This is a genomic window from Pseudomonas sp. SJZ077, assembly GCF_007993905.1.
In the GTDB taxonomy this organism is placed as follows: Bacteria; Pseudomonadota; Gammaproteobacteria; order Pseudomonadales; family Pseudomonadaceae; genus Aquipseudomonas; species Aquipseudomonas mandelii.
Map to the genome: position 1 here is coordinate 160,762 of NZ_VIUJ01000011.1, position 20,173 is coordinate 180,934.

A 20,173-nucleotide genomic window follows, 5' to 3' on the forward strand; every position below is an offset into this window, starting at 1 on the left:
GAGTCCAGTAAAAATAATAAAAATGTCTTCGCAGACCATGAAAAAACTGGGCAGCCAATCTCCCCGGTGGCGCGGTATGTGGTTATTGTTCAGGCACAACAACACCGTCGTCAGAACGGATGCAGTCGGCGCGAAAATTGCCTGGATGTCGAGTCCATCCACCCCGAGGTTTGCCGTGGCTGCCTACAACCTGCGTCAATTGAAATACTTCATCACCACCGTCGAATGCGGCAGCGTCGCCGAGGCCTCGCGCAAGCTGTACATCGCCCAACCGGCGATCTCCACGGCGATCAAAGGCCTGGAAGACAGCTTCGGCGTGCAACTGCTGATCCGCCATCACGCTCAGGGCGTGTCCCTGACACCAAGCGGCGCACGCTTCTATCGCAAAGCCCAGGAACTGCTGCGCATGGCCAAGGAGTTCGAACAGAACGCCCTCGCCGACAACGACGTGGTGGCCGGGCAAATCGATATCGGCTGCTTCGAAACGGTCGCACCGCTGTACCTGCCGCAACTGATTGCCGGGTTTTCGGCGCTGTATCCGGGGGTGAAAATCCGCATCCGCGACGGCGAGCAGCAAGAGCTGGTGCAAGGCCTGACGTCGGGCACCTTCGACCTGGCGATTCTGTATGAGCACGAGCTCGACGCCACCATTCAGACCGAACCGCTGATGCCGGCGCAACGGCCTTATGCGTTGCTGCCGGCGGACCATCGCTTCGCCCAGCTCAAACAAGTATCACTACGTGATCTGTGCCTGGAACCGATGATTCTGCTGGACGTGCAACCGAGCCGGACCTACTTCGTCAGCCTGTTCGAAGAACTGAACCTGTCACCGAACATCGCCTTCAGCTCACCGTCGATCGAGATGGTGCGGGGGATGGTCGGGCAAGGGTTCGGCTTCTCGATCCTGGTGACGCGGCCGCATTCGGAATGCACTTACGACGGGAAGAAAGTGGTGTGCGTGGATATCGTCGAAGAGGTCACTGGTTCGGGATTGGTGGCGGCATGGTTGAAGCGCGGGCAACTGACCAAACCGGCGCAGTTGTTTGCCGATTATTGCCGGGAGCAACTCACTGCCAAGGCCGGGGCAAGCACATGAGACAAGTGAAATCCTGTGGCGAGGGAGCTTGCTCCCGTTCGACTGCGCAGCAGTCGCATCTCCATTGCATGCGGTGTATCTGACACATTCAGGCGGCCGATTATGGGGCCGCTTCGTGGACCAACGGGAGCAAGCTCCCTCGCCACAGTTTTTGTGTTCTACCCCAAGAGTTACTTGCGGGGTTTGATCCGAGCGGTGGCTTCGGCCACCAACGGATCATCCGGCCAATAATGCTTCGGATACCGCCCCTTCAAATCCTTCTTCACCTCGGCGTAGGTACTGCGCCAGAAGTTCGCCAAGTCCTGAGTCACCTGCACCGGCCGCCGCGCCGGGGACAGCAGATGCAGCTTCACCACTTGCCGGCCCCCGGCAATGCGCGGGGTATCGGACAGGCCGAACAGCTCCTGTAAACGCACCGCCAGAATCGGCGGCTGTTCGCTGTAGTCCAGACGAATCGAAGAACCCGACGGCACACTCAGGTGATGCGGCGCCTGTTCATCCAGCCGTTGCGGCAGCGGCCAGGGCAGCAAGTTATGGACGATGCTCGACAGGTCCAGATTGGCGAAATGACTGAGGCGTGAGACTTTGCCCAGGTACGGCATCAGCCAGTGCTCAAGGTTTTTGAGCAGTGCGGCATCGCTGACATCCGGCCATTCACTTTCACCCTTACTGCCGAGGTCCAGCTGTCGCAGCAATGCCACTCGCGCCTGCCACTGACGCAGCTCCGGGGTCCACGGCAACAACTCCAGCCCCTTGCGGCGTACCAGATTGACCAGCGCCTGGCTGCGCGCTGTTTCGTCGAGGCCGGTCAGCGGCTCACGGCTGAGGATCAATTCACCAACCTTGCGCTGACGCTCGGCGCGCAACACACCTTCGCGCTCATCCCAATCCAGTTGATCGACCACGCGCACTTGCTCGGCCAGTACGGAATCGAACAGCGCCGGATCAAAATCCGCCGCCAGATAAATCCGTTCCTCGCGCTGCCCCTGACGACTGCCCAGATCCGCAATCACCAACCACGCTTGCTTCATCAGACTGTCTGCTTCAGCGAACAACGCCGCACGGCCGTTGGCCAGGCGATATTCAGCGCCACCGGCGCGGCGTTGCTGGGCGACACGGTCTGGATAGGCCAACGCCAACAGGGCGCCGAGCCAGCGCGGATGATCCGGATCGCTGACCGGCTCCGACGCTTTGCCACGCAGGTAACCGCGATACTGCCGCGCCAGTTGCCGGGCACGTTGCACGCCACCCTGAGCACCGCGAGCCGCACGCTCTTCGCCGGACAACAGCACCAATCGGCTGTGCAGATCCGCTCCGGCGCCACGCAAGATGTCCCGCTCACCGAGCAATGCCGCAACATCGCAGGCCATGTCGGCCAAACCGAGCGCCTGACCGCGCAACAACAAATGGGCGATGCGCGGATGCGCCGGCAATTCGGCCATGGCCTGACCGTGACGGGTCAGCGCGTCGCCGTCCAATGCGCCCAGACGATCAAGCAGATCCTGAGCCTGTGCATAAGCGGCGGCGGGCGGCACGTCGAGCCACACCAATTGCGTCGGTGTCACGCCCCAGCGCCCGAGCTGCAAGGCCAGACCGGCAAGGTCGGCCGAGAGAATCTCCGCGCTGGCATAGGCCGCCAATTGCTCGTGCTGATCCTGCGACCACAACCGATAACACACGCCCGGCTCCAGGCGCCCTGCCCGGCCGGCACGTTGAGTGGCACTGGCTTTTGAAATTCGTTGGGTATCGAGCCTGGTCATGCCGCTACCGGGATCGAAACGCGGCACCCGCGCCAGCCCGGCATCAATCACCACACGCACGCCGTCGATGGTCAGGCTGGTCTCGGCGATGTTGGTCGCCAGCACCACTTTGCGCTTGCCCGCCGGTGCCGGATCGATTGCCGCGCGTTGGGCGGCGAGGTCCAGTTCACCGTGCAACGGGCAGAGCAACACCTGTGTGCTCTCGCCCAGCGCATCCGCCAATTGTTGATGCACGCGACGGATTTCCGCCTGCCCCGGCAGGAACACCAGCACGCTGCCGGTCTCATCATTCAAGGCTTCGAGAATCGTCTGCACCAGGCGCGGCTCGATGAATTCGCCGGGCTGGAACGGCCGACCCCAGCGCATCGCCACCGGGTACATACGGCCTTCACTGCGCAGGATCGGCGCGTCATCGAGCAACCCGGCCAGGCGTTCGCCTTCAAGCGTTGCAGACATCAAAAGGATTTTCAGCGGCTGGTCGTCGCGAAACAGCTCCCGGCCATTCAGGCTCAGGGCCAATGCCAGGTCCGCGTCGAGGCTGCGCTCGTGGAATTCGTCGAAAATCAGCAGGCCAACGCCGTCGAGTGCCGGGTCATCCTGCAAACGTCGGGTGAGAATGCCTTCAGTGACCACTTCAATACGGGTCTTGGGGCCGACTTTGCTGTCCAGCCGGATCCGGTAGCCAACGGTTTCACCGACCTTCTCGCCCAGCTCACTGGCCAAACGCTCCGCCGCCGCCCGCGCTGCCAAACGGCGCGGCTCAAGCATCAGAATGGTCTGCCCGGCCAGCCACGGCTCGTTGAGCAAGGCCAGCGGAACACGGGTGGTTTTACCGGCGCCGGGCGGTGCTTCGAGCACGGCTTCGTGACGTGTAGCCAAGGCTTCACGCAGGGCGGGTAAAACTTCATCAATCGGCAAAGAAATCATGCTGGCTCCAAAACAGAGCGGCGAGTATAACGGCGAACTGCTCGGCGTTAATGACGGTCCTAATTCATACAGGCGTCCTTTCGTTTTGAAATTATCCAGGAGATTTCATATGCGTGTTCCCTTTCGCTTGATTGGCGGTGTATTGGTCGCGACGTTGCTGACCCAGGTGACGGCTTGCGGATCGATTTTCTACCCTGACCGTCGTGGTCAGATTGACGGCAAGATCGACCCGGCCATCGCCGCGCTCGATGCCGTGGGCCTGCTGTTCTACATCATCCCCGGCCTGATCGCGTTCGCCGTGGACTTCGCCACTGGCGCGATTTACTACGCGCCCGGTGAGACCGCGCAGGTGGCCCCGGAAAAACTCAAGGAAGCGATCGGCGCCGACGGCAAAGTTGATAACCATAAGTTGCAGACTATTCTCGAAACCGAGTTGGGCCGCAGCTTCCCGCTGGATGACCCACGCCTGATTCAACACAAAGGCAGCACCCAGCAACTGGCCCTGTTAGGCCTGCAACCCGCCGCGTAATCCGTGCACGTAAAGGAATAGCCGCCCCTATGATTTCCAGCTCCGAACACGCCCGCCTGCTGCGGCTGGCGACTCGTGCCTCGGTGGCGGTGGCGTGTACGCTGATCGTCGCCAAAGCCATCGCCTGGTGGTTGAGCGGTTCGGTGAGCATGCTCGCCGGGTTGACCGACTCGGCGCTCGACGGCGTCACCTCCTTGCTCAATCTGCTGGCGGTGCATTACGCGTTGCGCCCGGCCGATGACGATCACCGTTACGGGCACGGCAAGGCCGAGTCGCTGGCGGGCATGGCTCAAGCGTTGTTCATTGGCGGCAGTGCGGTGCTGATTTCTTTGCAGGCGATCGAGCGGCTGAAACATCCGGAACCGGTGGGCGCGCCGTGGATCAGCATCGGCGTGATTGTGTTCTCCCTGGCGCTGACCGTGGCGTTGCTGATGTTGCAACATCGGGTGGTCAAGGCCACCGGCTCCAACGCGGTGCGCGCCGACTCCCTGCACTACCGCTCGGACTTGCTGCTCAATGGCAGCATTCTGCTGGCGCTGGTGTTGGCCGGGTTTGGCTGGCATCAGGTCGACCCCTGGTTCGGCCTGGCAATCGCTGCGTACATCTTCTGGAGCGCGATTCAGATCGCCAAGGAAAGTTTTACGGTGCTGATGGATGAGGAACTGCCGCCGGAGGTGAGCCAGCACATGCTTGAGCTGGCCTGCGGCGTTCCGGGGGTGCTGGGCGCGCATGACCTGCGCACGCGGATTTCCGGCAACCAGTGGTTCGTGCAGTTGCACCTGGAATTGCCGGGGGACCTGACCCTGTCAGTCGCCCACGGCATCAGCGATCAGGCCGCCGATGCGATTCACGCCGCTTACCCGCGAGCCGAAGTGCTGGTGCACGCCGACCCGCAGGAAGTGGTACTGGCGGCAAAGACTCAGAAAGAAACCTGATAGCCGCGACTGCTCAGGCAGTTACCTTGAGCCTGGCGGTAGGCTTGCACCACCGACGGGTCTGGCTGGTAGGTGGCCGTCCGCGGATTGAAGCCACTTTGCTGCACCGCGTATTGATAACACTCGTAACCGTCCTGGTTGACCTGCTCCGGCGACTGGCCGTTGGCCGGATAGGCCTCCACGTCGTAGCTGTTGCTGACCGGCTGCGGCTGCATTTGCACCGGCGGCTCGACCACCACGTAGTCCTGAGTGTTTTCCTGGTAGGCGTAATACGAACCAGCCGCCAGGAACAGCAGCGCCCCGCCGATCCACACCTCACGCGCGTAATCGGGCAAGTAACTGACTCGAATCCCGCGAGGCGGTTGAACCACCACATAACGCGGGCCTTGTGGGCGATACCAATAGCCGCCGGAATAGAAATAATCCCGACCACCGTAAGGCACGCGGTAGTCACGGTCCGGGAAGCGGTCGATCACATGACCCGGGCGATATTGCGGGCCGGGGCCCCAGCCATTACCGTGCCCATCCGGACGACCCGCCCAACGACGATCATCGGGACGCGGACCGTTGTTCTGCCATTGCTGGTTGTAATTGTTGCGCTGTGGATTGTCCTGATAGTAACCACGCTGTGGCTGCTGGGTCTGGCGCACCGCGTCGGGGCGACCCTGGATCGGCAGGTCATTGGCCGGGAGCTGCGGGGGTGGTGGCGGTGAGCGAACAGGATTGTTGTAGTCGGGCTGCGGACGGTTCTGCCATTGGCCATTGTTCTGAGTCTGGCCGTTGTGCTCGAACTGGCGGCTGTTGTCGCCACGAATGATGTCGTTGTCCTGCGGGCGCGGCTGATTATTGCCGCCATGCCCCTGATTGTTGCCCTGATGGCCGTCCGATCCACGTTGCCCGCCATCGGGACCACGGTTTTGCTGATCATCGGCCAGCGATTGCGCAGTGACACTCACACACAGCAAACCAACACCGGCCAAACGCCAGATGCGCGACTTCATGCTTTTCCTCACTGCGGGTTAGAGCCTGTACGTAAGACTGGGAAAGTACAGGGCGGTTCTGCAACAGGTTATCAGTCGCGCAACTTATTTATTGAGGGCCGCTCTCAAATTCCAGGCAAAAGAAAAGGGAGACCCGTCGGCCTCCCTTAGAGAACTTCGTCCGTGCTCGACGCTTATGACGTCGGCTCACCTCACGCCGTCTTCTGGACAGTGTGTAGCTCGGAGGCCGGCACATCCCCTGTGGGGGTGGCGGCCGCCGCCGGCCTGATTCGGCGAGCGGCTATGGACTGTTTGTCCGAGCAGTGATTCTGGTGATAAGAATAGGCCGCGAGTGCCGGCATAGGATTGCGAAGATTGCTCAATTAAACATCACTTGCGCAATTTTTAACCCTGGATAGATAATCTGCCGCAATAGTTATGACAAAGGCCTGATTGATGAGCAAACTCGACCGATACGACTTGAGCATTTTGGCGGAATTGCAGCGTGACGCGCGCATCTCCAACCAGGAGCTGGCCGAACGCATCGGCCTGTCGCCTTCGCCTTGCTCGCGCCGGGTCAAGCAACTGGAAGACGACGGCTACATCACCCGCCAGGTGGCGCTGCTGGACCGCAAGATGCTCGGCTTGAGCCTCACGGCTTACGTGCTGATCGGCATGGACCGCCATACGCCGGAGCGTTTCGAGAACTTTGAAGCCGCGATTCGAACGTTGCCGCAGGTGCTGGAATGCAGCTTGGTGACGGGGATGGATGCGGATTATCAACTCAAGGTTGTGGTGCCGGATATGGATCACTACCAGAAACTGCTGCTGGGGCATTTGACCCGGATTGAAGGGGTGACCAGCGTTCGTTCGAGTTTTGTGTTGAATCAGGTGCTCAATAGTACCGAGCTGCCGTTAACTCATCTGCGCAGCTGATGTCCCCATCGCGAGCAGGCTCACTCCTACAGTGGATCTCCTGAACACCGAAGACCCCTTGTAGGAGCCTGCTCGCGATAAGGCCGGCACAGGCGACGAATGACTGCGACACACTGCCGCAGGTCAATCCTCCAGCCCGTCCCCATGCCGTATACTCCAGCGCCTTTTAGCCCCGCCCGCGCTGGAGATATTCAATGGATCCTGCCGTACTCGAAGAGTGGATGATGACCGGACTGGTCAGCGTCCTGATCATTTTCATGGGTTTCATCGTCTGGGATCTGGCGAAAAAATCCAAGGCCGGACGTTTTGGCTCGTTCATTCTGTTCTTCGTACTGGGTCTGGGCGTGGCTGCGTTCGTGATCAAAAGCGTGGTCATCGGCCTGATCGAAACCGGCACGTTATAAGCGCGCCGGCACTTCCTTCCACTGGCCCTGATCGAGTCCTTCGATTGTCCAGTCGCCGATTCTGACCCGTACCAGGCGCAACGTCGGCAAGCCGACGGCCGCTGTCATGCGCCGCACCTGACGGTTGCGCCCCTCGCGAATCACCAACTCCAGCCAACTGGTCGGCACGCTTTTGCGAAAGCGCACCGGCGGGTTGCGTGGCCACAGCTCGGGCTCCTCCAATTGCCGCGCCTCGGCCGGCAAGGTAATGCCGTCATTCAGTTCGACGCCGTCACGCAAACGCTGCAACTGCTCAGCGCTCGGCTCACCCTCCACCTGCACCCAATAGGTCTTGGCCAATTTGTGTTTCGGGTCGGCGATTCGCGCTTGCAGCTGGCCATCGTTGGTCAGCAGCAGTAATCCTTCGCTGTCGCGGTCCAGCCGTCCTGCCGGATAGATCCCCGGAATCTCGATGTAATCCTTGAGCGTCGCCCGCCCTCCTTCGTCACTGAACTGGGTCAGCACATCGAAGGGTTTGTTGAACAGGATCAGCTTCGGCTCGGCCGGCGGCGCTTTGGCGACACGGCGCGGGGCTGGGGAGGATGGCGCAGGCTTCGCGCCAGGGCGGCGAGAAACGGGACGTTGTGGACGGGACATGGGAAAGAGGAGCATCTAACGGTCAGGGCTGCCAATGCTAGTGCCCTGACCGTCAAATGACCATCACGAATCAGCGGAACGGCGGCTCGTCGAAGCTGCGCAGTTTGCGCGAGTGCAACGAGTTGAGTTCGGTGCGCAACAGATCCACCGCCTCGATGCCGATCTTCAAGTGCTGGCTGACCGCGCGCTCATAGAAGGCGTTGGCCGAACCCGGCAGCTTGATTTCGCTGTGCAGCGGTTTGTCCGACACACAGAGCAACGTGCCATAGGGCACCCGCAGGCGATAGCCTTGGGCGGCGATGGTGCCGCTTTCCATGTCCACCGCCACGGCGCGGGACAAGTTGATCAGCGGACGCTCCTGGGCCCAGCGCAATTCCCAGTTACGGTCGTCGTAGGTCAACACGGTGCCGGTGCGCAGGCGCTTTTTCAGCTCGTCGCCCTTTTCGCCGGTAATGTTGGCGGCCGCTTGCTGCAAGGCCATCTGCACTTCGGCCAGGGCCGGGATCGGAATGTTCGGCGGCACCACCCGGTCGAGAATCCCGTCACGACGCATGTAAGCGTGCGCCAACACGTAGTCGCCAATGGTCTGCGACTGACGCAAACCGCCACAGTGGCCGATCATCAACCAGCAATGTGGACGCAACACCGCCAAATGGTCGGTGATGTTCTTGGCGTTGGATGGACCGACGCCGATGTTCACCAGGGTCACGCCATGGCCATCGCTGGCAATCAGGTGATAGGCCGGCATCTGATAGCGGTGCCACACCACGCCCGCAGCAATCGCCGAGGCTTCGCCGTGGTCCATGCTCTTTTCGATGATCACGTTGCCGGGCAATACCATGCGCACGAAACGCGGGTCACTGCGCAACTGCTCCAAACCATGGACGATGAATTGGTCAACGTACCGGTGGTAGTTGGTCAGCAGAATCCACGGCTGCACATGACGCCAGTCGCTGCCGGTGTAATGCACCAGTCGACGCAGGGAGAAATCCACCCGCGCGGCATCGAACAGGGCCAGTGGCAGCGGATCGGTGTTCTCCCAGTCGTACAAGCCATCGGCAATGCCGTCGGTCGCGGCGGACAAGTCGGTGCTCGGGAACACCCGCGCCAGCACGGCGGCGGTGACGCCGGAGCCGGCCAGTTCATCGCCCTGCTCGACCACGTAAGGATAAGGAATGTTTTGCTGGCTGATGCCGACTTCGACGGTCACGGTGAAGTCGTGCATCAACGGCACGAGTTGTTCCAGCAGGTATTTACGGAACGCCGCCGGATGGGTGACGGTGACACTGTAGGTCCCAGGCAGCTGAACCTTGGCGTAAGCGCGGGTGGTCTGTGGGACTTCGCCCTGGCAGTGGTAGGTCAGACGCAGTTCGGGATAACGAAACATCGCACGCTGTTCAGCGTCCGGCTCGACTCGGTCCTTGAGATAACGCTTGAGCGCCTGGTTCAGCGCAGTGGTTGCACGATTGTGCAAGAGCGCAAGCCGGTCCACGGCTTGCTCGGCGGTTTGAACGACAATAAAAGCTTCGGTCACGATCAGCATCCTGTGTTCTGACTTGCAGAGCTTCATCTTGCCTGCATCGTCGCTTCACGGGAACAGTGGCGTGTTGGCTATATGTCACTGATAGCCCCTGTAGGAGTGAGCCTGCTCGCGATAACGGCTTGTCAGTCACATAGATGTTGGATGTGCCAACGCTATCGCGAGCAGGCTCACTCCTACAGGGGTTCTGTGTGGTTCATGCCATCGTGGTCAAAAACCCTGCGGAGTCGAGCGGGCGACGATCGCTTCCACTTCCAGCCCACGCGGCAACGCGCCATACACCCGACCGGCCGAGCCGAGGCGACTGGCGATGAACGCATCGCTGACTGCCGAGTTGCCGGCTTCCAGCAACAGTTTGGCCTGAAGCCCCAGCGCAATGTCTTCAGTCAGCTGCCGCGCACGGTATTGAATGTCGCTGGTGTCCTTGAACGCCGTCTGCAACTGGCTGATGTGCGCAGCCAGGCGCTTATCACCGTGACCATCACCCAACTCGCTGAACAACACATCAAGCACACCTGGCTCCTTCGATAGCGCCCGCAGCACGTCCAGGCACTGCACGTTGCCGGAACCTTCCCACGTCGAATTGACCGGTGCCTCACGGTAGAGGCGCGGGAGGATGCTTTCCTCGACATAGCCCGCACCGCCCATGCATTCGGCGGCTTCGTTGATCATTGCCGGGGCGCGCTTGCAGATCCAGTACTTGCCCACCGCCGTCACCAACCGGGCGAATTTGGCTTCGTGGCTGTCATCCAGATGATCCAGCGCCTTGCCCATGCGCAGGCTCAAGGCCAGGGCCGCTTCGCTTTCCAGCGCCAGATCAGCGAGTACGTTTTGCATCAACGGCTGTTCGCTGAGCAACTTGCCGCCGACCATGCGATGTGCGCAGTGATGGCTGGCCTGGGTCAGCGCCTGACGCATCAGCGAGCTGGAACCGACCATGCAATCGAAGCGAGTCATCGCCACCATCTCAATGATGGTCGGAACCCCGCGCCCTTCTTCACCGACCATCCACGCCAGCGCGCCGCGGAACTCCACTTCGCTGGAGGCATTGGAGCAGTTGCCGAGTTTGTTCTTCAGGCGCTGGATGTAGAACTGATTGCGCGTGTCGTCCGGGCGATGGCGTGGCAGCAGGAAACAGGTCAAACCCTTGTCCGTCTGCGCCAACGTCAGGAAGGCGTCGCACATCGGCGCGGAACAGAACCACTTGTGCCCGACCAATTCATAAGCCTGGCCCGGGCCACTGGCGCCGACCGGGTACGCCTTGGTGGTGTTGGCCCGCACGTCGGTGCCGCCCTGTTTCTCGGTCATCGCCATGCCGATGGTGACACCGGCCTTGTGGGCCATGCCGACATTGCGCGGGTCGTATTCGGTCGAGAGGATTTTCGGCAGCCATTGCTTGGCCAGGTCCGGTTGCAGGCGCATCGCCGGGACGCTGGCGAAGGTCATGGTCAACGGGCAACCGCTGCCGGCTTCGGCCTGGCTGTGCAGGTACGTCATCGATGCGCGAGCCACATGGGCGCCAGGTTGCGGATGTGCCCAAGGTAATGAGGTCAAGCCGTGCTCGACCGCCGTGCGCATCAACTGGTGATACGCCGGGTGAAATTCCACCAGGTCGATGCGATGCCCGTATCGGTCATGGCTGACGAACACCGGTTTGTTCTGATTGGCCAGGAATCCTGCTTCCATCAGCGGCCCGCCGGCCAATGCACCATAAGCGTCGATCCGCGACTCGGCCCAACCCGCCCCGAAACGCCGAGACCATTCTTGCAAAGGCAGGTCGATGCGATAGAGGTTGGCGCCGTCCAGCGACGGGGGCTGATTGGTGACTTCGTGGGTTTCGGCGAACTGATGCAGGTTCATGACGGGGCTCCTTTGGTCAGCCAAGGGATTCAGTTAAGCACCGCCTCTTGGCCGAACAAAGTGTCATACCCGCCTAAATGTCGGCGCTTTCGCCTTGCCCCGAACAGAGTACCCGGCGATAGAGCGCCGCTTGCAGATCCTCGAATTTCACCGGTTTGCTCAGGTGATCGATCAAGGCTCCCGTCGGGCAGCGTTCCCGGTCGGCGCTCACGGCAATCACGAACACCGGCAAGTCGGCACAGCCCGGCAAGCCGCGGATCTGGCAGCAAAAGGCGGTGCCATCCAGCGTCGGCAACTGACCATCGAGCAGGACAGCATCGAAGCTTTCACGCTGCAAGAGGTCGAGCGCGGCAGCGCCGCTGTCGGTGGCGCGCACCCGGAACCCGAGCTTGAGCAACATGCCACGCATCACCAATTGATTGATGCTGTTGTCATCCACCAGCAGCACCGTGCAGTCCTGTGGCAATCGAAGACGCGGAAACTCGCGGGTCATCAAGGGCACTGCCGGCCGCTCGACCACAGGCAGTTCGAACTCGACGTCCAACTGGAAACGGCTGCCGCTGCCGGGCTCGGATCGATGGGTCAGGCGCCCGCCGAGCAATTCGACCAGTTGCCGACAGATCGCCAGGCCTACGCCCAGACCGCCGTATTCACGGGTCATCGAGCCGTCGAGCTGGAAGAAGCGCTGATACAGCGTCGCCTCTCCCAGATCGGTAAAACCGATACCGGTGTCGATCACCGCAAACGACAGCGACACCCGGCCGGTTTCCACCGGTTTGCCCGTCACGCGAAGGGCCAGCCCACCGACCCGGGTGAATTTGATGGCGTTATCCAGCAGGCATTCCAGGCATTGCGCCAACTTGGCGCTGTCACCGTTCAAGCGATCCGGCAGGCCCGGCATCACTTCGACTTTGAAGTCCAGGGACTTGCCTGAAGCATTGCCCTCGAATTGGGTGCGCAAGGTGTCGACCACGCCACGCAGACTGAACGTTGCCGGGATGACTTTAAGCTTGCCGGCCTGCAACTCGGTGAGGGTCAGGATGCCGTTGACCATGCGCATCATGTCCCGCGCGGAACCGGCGGCAGTTTGCTGGTATTGCTCCAGCTCCGGGTCCATCTCGACGGTTTGCATCAACTCCAGCGAACCGATCACACCGTTCATGGGCGTGCGCAATTCGTGGGTCAGGGTGGCGAGGAATTCATCCTTGAGCTTGTTACTGTGGGCCAGTTGCTGGTTCAGCACCTCGAGTTTCTGACCGGCATCGAACAGCGTCTGCGCTTGCTGCTCGCGCATGGCGTTGATGCGGTCGGCCAAGGCGAGGGACAGCAGCGCCACTTCGATGGCCGAACCGATCTGGCTGGAATACATGGTCAGGAACACGTTCGGCAGGTATCCCAACACCATGAGGGTGTTGACGATGCCGCCGAGCAGGAAGGCCGACCAGGCAATGATGAAATATCGGGCCACCCGCAAGCCACCCAGCCAGGCGCATAGCCCGGCGATGAAAATCGCCACGGTGAAAACCAACGCCAAGGCTGTTGCCAGGCGCAAGGCCAAGGCGTAGCTGGTCATCAACGACAACCCGACCACGAGCGCACTGAACGCCACCAGCGCCAACAGTAAACGGTCGAGCCAGCGACTGTGGTTGGCCGTCTGCAAGAAGCTGCGGGCGAACTGGCTGCCGAACAGTCCAGCACAACCGATGAAGAATGGCGTCGCGGCGTTGGCCCACCACGGATTGTCCGGCCAGAAATACTCCACGGCTGCGCCGTTCACTGACAGTTGATACAGGCCGAAGGAAGCGATGTAGAAGATGTAATAGAGATAGCTGGTGTCGCGCACGCTGAGGTAGATGAACAGGTTGTAGACCAGCATCCCCAACAACACGCCATAAATCAGCCCCAGCACATAAAGGCGGACCGGCTGTTCTTCGAGGTAAGCGGTGCTCGACCACAAGGTGACGGGCGCCTGGATCGACCCTTCGCTTTGCAGGCGCAAGTACACGGTTTGCGCCTGGTCAGGCAGGAAATCGAGATCGAACAGGTAGTTGTTCTGGCGGAACTCGCGACTGGCAAACGGCAACGCATCGCCTGTTTGCCGGGCCAATCGAAAGTCACCGCCAGCATCGGGCAAGTAGAGATCGAGGTGATCGAGGGGTGGATAGGCCAGTTCCAGCAGCCAGGTCCGTTGCGCCGCCGGGTTCGACGGACGGTAATGCAGATCGATTTTCAGCCAGAACACCGAACGCGAGTAACCGGCGTTGAGGGTGGCTTTATCGTGGGGCTTGAAGTTACCGGCCGCGGCTTGCGCACGGACATCGGCGATGGTCGCCTGACCGCCCGCGTCTTCGTAGACCTGCAGGGTTCGGCCCAGGGGAAGGCTCTGGGTGAATTCATCGAATTCGACGGCGCTCGCCATGAGGGGCAAGCACAACAGCAACATCAGCAAATAGCGCATTTAAGCCCCAGCGTGGCCTGTCCGGTTATCTCAGGAAGCCCCTCATTCCCTTTGAGTAGACGTAAAACCGGTATTACCTGTTATTGGTTTGGATCCACTCTAGCATAGCCGCTGATGGCCATTGAGCACCATTGAAATTTTTCCTACAAGGGCTCTAGTACGGGCGTTCCAGCGACGAACTTCAGGAAAATCTGTTTACACGGTCAGCTTATGGCTATATGCAACACCTGAGGCGAGGGAGCTTGCTCACATTGAGGTGCGCAGCGCCCCACCCTTTGCATTCGGTCGGTAACATTGCGTCGCCAGATTCACCACGGCTTCGCAGCGGAACGGGGCCAGCCCTCTCACCACAATGTATCGGCAGACCTGGCGACCACTGCACCCGAAAATCGATGTTTGGTGGTAAGCTCGCGCACCATGAATATCTACAGCTCTCGCCCCGTTGTCCTCTGTCTCTCCGGCCACGACCCCAGTGGTGGCGCCGGCTTGCAGGCAGATATCGAAGCCCTGCTCGCCCAGGGTTGTCATGCGGCCCCGGCCGTCACCGCCCTGACCGTGCAAGACACGGTCAACGTCACTGACTTTCGCGTGCTCGACCGCGAGTGGGTGCTGGCCCAGGCCAACGCCGTGCTCAACGACTCCGAAGTCGCTGCCGTGAAACTGGGCATGCTCGGTTCCCTGGAGATGGTCGACACCGTGGTCGAACTGCTCTCGGCGCACCCGCACTTGCCGGTGGTCTGCGACCCGGTGCTGCGCGCCGGTGGCGGCGGACGCCTGGGTAAGGATGAAGTCGGCTACGCCATGCGCGAACGCCTGCTGCCCCTGTCCATCATCGCCACCCCTAACCTGCCCGAAGCCCGCATCCTCGCCGAACTGCCCGAAGGCACCGCGGACGAGTGCGCTGAAAAACTCCTGCCGTTCGTCAAGCACCTGCTGATCACCGGCGGCCATGGCGACGAACACGAAATCCACAATCGCCTGTACAGCCGCGATGGTCACCGCAAAACCTTTACTTGCCAACGCTTGCCCGGCAGTTATCACGGCTCCGGTTGCACCTTGGCCAGTGCCCTGGCCGGTCGTCTGGCCCAGGGTGAAAATCTCGTCAGTGCCGTGCAGACCGCGCTTAACTACACGTGGCGTACCCTGCGGGATGCCGAGCAGTTGGGCAAAGGCCAGTTCGTGCCGCGTCGCCTGCCGCTGGATTTCTGTTCGTAACTTTCTATTCGCACTGCGGTGAGGCTTGTCCGATGAAACTACGTGGCCTGTACGCCATTACCGACAGCCAGTTGCTGGCCGGTAAATTTCTTTCGTACGTGGAAGCGGCGCTGGAAGGCGGCGTCACCCTGCTGCAATACCGCGACAAAAGCAGCGACGAGGCCCGACGTTTGCGTGAGGCCGAAGCCCTGCGCAATCTGTGCGACCGCTACAAGACTCAGCTGATTATCAATGACGACGCCGAACTGGCCGCTCGCTTGAACGTCGGCGTACACCTGGGCCAGACCGATGGCCCGCTGTCGCCGACCCGTGCGCTGCTCGGTCGCCAGGCAATCATCGGTTCGACCTGTCACGCGCAACTCGAACTCGCCGAGCAAGCAGCCAAGGAAGGCGCCAGTTACGTCGCCTTCGGCCGCTTCTTCAATTCCAATACCAAACCCGGCGCACCGACCTGCAGCCTCGAACTGCTGGACCAGGCCCGCAGCAAACTGCACCTGCCGATCTGCGCGATCGGCGGCATCACCCTCGACAACGCCGCCCCGCTGGTGGCCCACGGGGTCGACTTGCTGGCGGTGGTGCATGGCCTGTTTGGCGCCGAGAGCACGGCTGAAGTGACACGCCGTGCCCGCGCCTTTAACGAATTACTGAAAATCTGATTTGAGAGCCCGATCATGTCTCGTTCCGAAACCCTGTTTGCCAACGCCCAGAAACACATCCCCGGTGGCGTGAACTCGCCTGTTCGCGCGTTCAAAAGTGTGGGCGGCACGCCGCTGTTCTTCAAACACGCCGAAGGCGCCTACGTCACCGACGAAGACGACAAGCGTTACGTTGACTACGTCGGTTCCTGGGGCCCGATGATTCTCGGTCACAGCCACCCGGACGTGCTGGACGCTGTGCGTAAACAACTGGAGCACGGCTTGTCCTACGGCGCCCCGACCGCGATGGAAACCGAGATGGCCGACCTGGTCTGCTCGATCGTGCCGTCGATGGAAATGGTGCGCATGGTCAGCTCCGGCACCGAAGCGACCATGAGTGCCATCCGTCTGGCCCGTGGTTTCACCGGTCGCGACAACATCATCAAGTTCGAAGGCTGCTATCACGGTCACTCCGATAGCCTGCTGGTCAAGGCCGGCTCCGGCGCGCTGACCCAAGGCGTGCCGAGCTCGGCCGGTGTGCCGGCGGATTTCGCCAAGCACACCCTGACTCTGCCGTTCAATGACATCGACGCGGTCGAAGCCATGCTCGCTGACGTCGGCCAGGACGTGGCCTGCATCATCGTTGAGCCGGTGGCCGGCAACATGAACTGCGTTCCGCCGGCGCCAGGTTTCCTCGAAGGCCTGCGGACCCTGTGCGACAAACACGGCGTAGTGCTGATTTTCGACGAAGTGATGACCGGTTTCCGAGTTGCCCTCGGCGGTGCACAAGCGCACTTCGGCGTGACGCCGGACCTGAGCACCTTTGGCAAGATCATCGGTGGCGGCATGCCGGTCGGCTGCTTCGGCGGCAAGCGCGAAATCATGTCGCACATCGCGCCACTGGGTCCGGTGTATCAGGCAGGCACCTTGTCGGGTAACCCATTGGCAATGGCTGCGGGCCTGACGACGTTGCGCCTGATCAGCCGTCCCGGTTTCCACGACGAGCTGACCGACTACACCAGCCGCTTGCTCGATGGCCTGCAACAGCGCGCCGATGCCGCTGGCATTCCGTTCGTGACCACGCAGGCTGGCGGTATGTTTGGCCTGTACTTCAGCGGTGCCGACGACATCGTGACTTTCGATGACGTGATGGCCAGCGACGCCAAGCTGTTCGGTCGTTTCTTCCACTTGATGCTCGAGGGCGGCGTGTACCTGGCGCCGAGCGCTTTCGAAGCCGGCTTCACCTCGATCGCTCATGGCGAAGCCGAGTTGAAACTGACGCTGGATGCCGCCGAGCGTGCCTTCGCCGCATTGAAATAACGCTGTGCCCGCTGACGTTGGCGATTGCCAGCGTCAGCTTTCACCTGGATTTACACCTTTATTCCTACGCTTCTGCTAATAATCCCCCGTCAATCGGGCGATATATTCCCCGTGCAGCAGAAAAACGAGTAAAGACTTTGTAAGGTTGGCCCTGCTTATTTCATAATGCGCGCTTATTGGATCCCCTCGATGGGTCCGCGCGCCCTTCAGAGGTAAGTCGATTCCCATGAACCGCACCGGCCGCGCCCTTGCACTGGGCTGCCTGTTGCTCCTTCAGCCCCTGCTCGCGCTCGCACAAGCAGGCGGCAACTCGTTGTTAATCCCAGCGATGGGTCGCTGCACCCTCAATACTCAGCCGCAAGACCTGACGCAAGCGCTCGCTGCCTGCCAGAAAGCGTCGGATGAAGGGGATGCACAAGCGCAATACGAGTTAGGTGAGTTCTACTACGACGGCAAAAACACCCCGCGCGACCTCAATAAGGCCCTGGGCTATTTTGAAAAAGCTTCGTTGCAAGGCCACGCCCAAGCGCAATTCAAACTCGGCACCATGTTCTTTCACGGCGAAGGCGTACCGGCCAATAACGTTCAGGCGTATATCGTGCTGAAAATGGCCGCGGTCAACGGTGCTGAAGAGGCACTGGATACGGCCGACGAAGTGGCCGAGAAGATGCCCCGCGAAGACCTTGAAATGGCGACTCAGGTGCTTGGGCAAATCTTCCGTAAATACCTGATGGAATTGCAGAGCGCCGATGGGCGTACGCCGTTTTCGCCACTGCCCTGATTGACGCAGGCCCCTGTGGCGAGGGAGCTTGCTCCCGCTCGGCTGCGCAGCAGTCGTAACGTCAAACAATGCGGTGAATCAGAAAAACGGTGTTTGCAGAGTTTAGGGCCGCTTCGCGCCCCAGCGGGAGCAAGCTCCCTCGCCACAAACAACCCAGTTCATTTCAAAAGCTTTCCTGCTTACTTCTCAGGCATCGGCATCGGAAACGGCATGACATTGCCGACCGCGCCGCGGGCTTCGCTGATTTTCGGTGTGCCGAGGCGTTCCACTTCGTCGATGCGCACAATCGAATGCATCGGCACAAAACTGCGCACCACGCCTTCGAACTGAGCTTTCAACTTCTCTTCGCTCGGGTCGACGACCACTTGCGTGCGCTCGCCAAAGACGAACTCTTCCACTTCCAGGAAGCCCCACAGATCACTTTGATAGATCTGCTTGGCATACATTTCGTACACCTGGCCCTGGTTGAGGAAAATCACCTTGTAGATTGGGGCTTCACGTTTGGTCATGGTGGGCGGGCAACACATAGGGGATAAAAATGAGGGCGCGAACTATAGCATAGCCGCCGGACGCACAGCGGTAGGAACCTTGGGACATGTTCCCTATAATGCGCGGTTCTTTGAATCACGTGATGACTCTGTCCATGGCCAAGAAGCTTTACATCGAAACCCACGGTTGCCAGATGAACGAGTACGACAGCTCGCGCATGGTCGATCTGCTGGGTGAACATCAGGCCCTGGAAGTGACCGCTCGCGCTGAAGACGCCGACGTGATCCTGCTCAACACCTGCTCCATTCGTGAACGCGCCCAGGACCGGGTGTACTCCCAGCTCGGCCGCTGGCGCGAACTGAAACTGGCCAACCCGGACATGGTGATCGCCGTCGGCGGCTGCGTGGCCAGCCAGGAAGGCGCGGCCATTCGCGATCGCGCGCCGTATGTGGACGTGGTGTTCGGCCCGCAAACCCTGCATCGCCTGCCGGAAATGATCGACGCCGCGCGCGCCACCAAGCTGCCGCAAGTCGACGTCTCGTTCCCGGAAATTGAAAAATTCGACCATCTGCCCGAGCCGCGCATCGATGGCCCGAGCGCTTATGTGTCGGTCATGGAAGGCTGCAGCAAATACTGCACCTTCTGCGTGGTGCCTTATACCCGCGGTGAAGAAGTCAGTCGGCCGTTTGATGACGTCATTGCCGAGATCATGCACCTGGCCGAAAACGGCGTGCGCGAAGTGACACTGCTGGGCCAGAACGTCAACGGCTATCGCGGGACCACGCACGACGGACGTTTGGCCGATCTGGCCGAGCTGATTCGTGTGGTGGCCGCCGTCGATGGCATCGACCGGATTCGCTACACCACCTCGCACCCGCTGGAGTTCTCCGACAGCCTGATCCAGGCCCACGCCGACGTGCCGGAACTGGTAAAACACCTGCACTTGCCGGTGCAATCGGGCTCGGACCGCATTCTCTCGGCGATGAAACGCAATCACACCGCGCTGGAATACAAATCCAAACTGCGCAAGCTGCGGGCAGCTGTCCCAGGGATCTGCATCAGTTCGGACTTCATCGTCGGCTTCCCGGGCGAGACCGAGAAAGACTTCGAACAGACCATGAAGCTGATCGAAGACGTCGGTTTCGACTTCTCCTACTCGTTCGTCTACAGCCAGCGCCCTGGCACCCCGGCTGCGGATCTGGCCGACGAGACGCCGGAAGAACTGAAGAAAGAACGGTTGAACGCGCTGCAACATCGCTTGAACCAGCAAGGTTTCGAGATCAGCCGACAAATGGTCGGTTCGATCCAGCGGATTCTGGTCACGGATTATTCGAAAAAAGACCCCGGCGAACTGCAAGGCCGGACCGAGAATAACCGGATCGTCAACTTCCGCTGCGACAATCCGACCTTGATCGGCCAGTTCGCCGACGTGCACATCGACGCCGCACAGCCGCACTCGCTGCGGGGCTCGCTGATTTCGTAACACCGTAAAACCTGTAGGAACGAGGCTTGCCCGCGAAGGCGGACTGACACTCACCACATGAGTCGTCTGAAATACCGCCTTCGCGGGCAAGCTTCGCTCCTACAGGGCCGGTGTTTGGCGCTGGATTATTTAAGAGCTTTCGCACCCAGCCCACTGGCGTTATCCTTGATTTCATCTTAATTGCCCCAG

At 60.8% G+C, this 20,173-nt stretch carries 17 protein-coding genes; 10 read left to right on the top strand and 7 right to left on the bottom strand.

Annotated features, from left to right (window positions below; translation table 11 throughout):
• Window positions 1-175 precede the first annotated feature (175 nt).
• Window positions 176-1,096, top strand: a complete 921-nt coding sequence (locus FBY01_RS18060) for a LysR substrate-binding domain-containing protein (protein ID WP_083377264.1) — start codon at window positions 176-178, stop codon at window positions 1,094-1,096.
• A gap of 170 nt (window positions 1,097-1,266) precedes the next feature.
• Here the strand turns inward: FBY01_RS18060 and hrpB are convergent, their stop codons facing one another.
• Window positions 1,267-3,783, bottom strand: a complete 2,517-nt coding sequence (gene hrpB, locus FBY01_RS18065; protein WP_145308838.1) for an ATP-dependent helicase HrpB — start codon at window positions 3,781-3,783, stop codon at window positions 1,267-1,269.
• A 109-nt stretch (window positions 3,784-3,892) separates the two neighbouring features.
• On the opposite strand from hrpB, the gene FBY01_RS18070 reads away from it, so the two are divergent.
• Both FBY01_RS18070 and FBY01_RS18075 read left to right on the top strand, forming a co-directional pair.
• Window positions 3,893-4,312 carry a hypothetical protein gene (locus tag FBY01_RS18070; protein WP_010467395.1) on the top strand — a complete coding sequence of 140 codons (420 nt, stop codon included), beginning with the start codon at window positions 3,893-3,895 and terminating at the stop codon, window positions 4,310-4,312.
• A gap of 29 nt (window positions 4,313-4,341) precedes the next feature.
• A complete protein-coding gene (locus tag FBY01_RS18075) occupies window positions 4,342-5,247 on the top strand; it encodes a cation diffusion facilitator family transporter (RefSeq protein ID WP_010467394.1) in 906 nt (301 codons plus the stop codon).
• Here FBY01_RS18075 and FBY01_RS18080 read toward each other — a convergent pair.
• A complete protein-coding gene (locus tag FBY01_RS18080) occupies window positions 5,232-6,248 on the bottom strand; it encodes a DUF6515 family protein (protein WP_145308840.1) in 1,017 nt (338 codons plus the stop codon). The two genes, FBY01_RS18075 and FBY01_RS18080, sit on opposite strands and share 16 nt — an antisense overlap.
• Window positions 6,249-6,683: 435 nt before the next feature.
• On the opposite strand from FBY01_RS18080, the gene FBY01_RS18085 reads away from it, so the two are divergent.
• Together FBY01_RS18085 and FBY01_RS18090 are read left to right on the top strand one after the other, a co-directional pair.
• Window positions 6,684-7,163, top strand: a complete 480-nt coding sequence (locus FBY01_RS18085) for an Lrp/AsnC family transcriptional regulator (RefSeq protein WP_007894448.1) — start codon at window positions 6,684-6,686, stop codon at window positions 7,161-7,163.
• A 194-nt stretch (window positions 7,164-7,357) separates the two neighbouring features.
• Window positions 7,358-7,567, top strand: a complete 210-nt coding sequence (locus FBY01_RS18090) for a DUF2788 domain-containing protein (RefSeq protein ID WP_010467392.1) — start codon at window positions 7,358-7,360, stop codon at window positions 7,565-7,567.
• On the opposite strand, the gene FBY01_RS18095 is transcribed toward FBY01_RS18090, so the two are convergent.
• The 4 genes from FBY01_RS18095 to FBY01_RS18110 form a co-directional block, all read right to left on the bottom strand.
• Window positions 7,562-8,203 carry a pseudouridine synthase gene (locus tag FBY01_RS18095; RefSeq protein WP_145308842.1) on the bottom strand — a complete coding sequence of 214 codons (642 nt, stop codon included), beginning with the start codon at window positions 8,201-8,203 and terminating at the stop codon, window positions 7,562-7,564. The two genes, FBY01_RS18090 and FBY01_RS18095, sit on opposite strands and share 6 nt — an antisense overlap.
• Window positions 8,204-8,273: 70 nt before the next feature.
• The gene (amn, locus tag FBY01_RS18100; protein ID WP_169858286.1) at window positions 8,274-9,773 is read right to left on the bottom strand and encodes an AMP nucleosidase; all 1,500 of its coding nucleotides are present in this window, start codon (window positions 9,771-9,773) and stop codon (window positions 8,274-8,276) included.
• Window positions 9,774-9,953: 180 nt separating this feature from the next.
• Entirely contained in the window at window positions 9,954-11,603 is a 1,650-nt protein-coding gene (locus tag FBY01_RS18105) for an acyl-CoA dehydrogenase family protein (protein WP_145308844.1), read from the bottom strand.
• Between the two features lie 73 nt (window positions 11,604-11,676).
• A complete protein-coding gene (locus FBY01_RS18110) occupies window positions 11,677-14,061 on the bottom strand; it encodes a hybrid sensor histidine kinase/response regulator (protein ID WP_145308846.1) in 2,385 nt (794 codons plus the stop codon).
• 417 nt (window positions 14,062-14,478) lie between these two features.
• Here FBY01_RS18110 and FBY01_RS18115 point away from each other — a divergent pair, with 417 nt between their 5' ends.
• The 4 genes from FBY01_RS18115 (at window position 14,479) to FBY01_RS18135 (ending at window position 18,012) form a co-directional block, all read left to right on the top strand.
• Window positions 14,479-15,276, top strand: coding sequence for a hydroxymethylpyrimidine/phosphomethylpyrimidine kinase (locus tag FBY01_RS18115; protein ID WP_145308848.1), 798 nt, complete (start codon window positions 14,479-14,481; stop codon window positions 15,274-15,276).
• A 32-nt stretch (window positions 15,277-15,308) separates the two neighbouring features.
• Window positions 15,309-15,932, top strand: coding sequence for a thiamine phosphate synthase (thiE, locus tag FBY01_RS18120; RefSeq protein WP_010467386.1), 624 nt, complete (start codon window positions 15,309-15,311; stop codon window positions 15,930-15,932).
• Window positions 15,933-15,947: 15 nt separating this feature from the next.
• A complete protein-coding gene (gene hemL, locus FBY01_RS18125) occupies window positions 15,948-17,231 on the top strand; it encodes a glutamate-1-semialdehyde 2,1-aminomutase (RefSeq protein ID WP_010467385.1) in 1,284 nt (427 codons plus the stop codon).
• Window positions 17,232-17,457: 226 nt separating this feature from the next.
• Window positions 17,458-18,012: a tetratricopeptide repeat protein gene (locus tag FBY01_RS18135; protein ID WP_010467384.1), complete on the top strand. Its 555-nt coding sequence runs from the start codon at window positions 17,458-17,460 to the stop codon at window positions 18,010-18,012.
• A 179-nt stretch (window positions 18,013-18,191) separates the two neighbouring features.
• Here the strand turns inward: FBY01_RS18135 and FBY01_RS18140 are convergent, their stop codons facing one another.
• Entirely contained in the window at window positions 18,192-18,521 is a 330-nt protein-coding gene (locus tag FBY01_RS18140; protein ID WP_007894425.1) for a DUF1820 family protein, read from the bottom strand.
• Between the two features lie 134 nt (window positions 18,522-18,655).
• Here FBY01_RS18140 and miaB point away from each other — a divergent pair, with 134 nt between their 5' ends.
• A complete protein-coding gene (miaB, locus tag FBY01_RS18145) occupies window positions 18,656-19,984 on the top strand; it encodes a tRNA (N6-isopentenyl adenosine(37)-C2)-methylthiotransferase MiaB (protein WP_010467383.1) in 1,329 nt (442 codons plus the stop codon).
• Window positions 19,985-20,173: the final 189 nt, after the last annotated feature.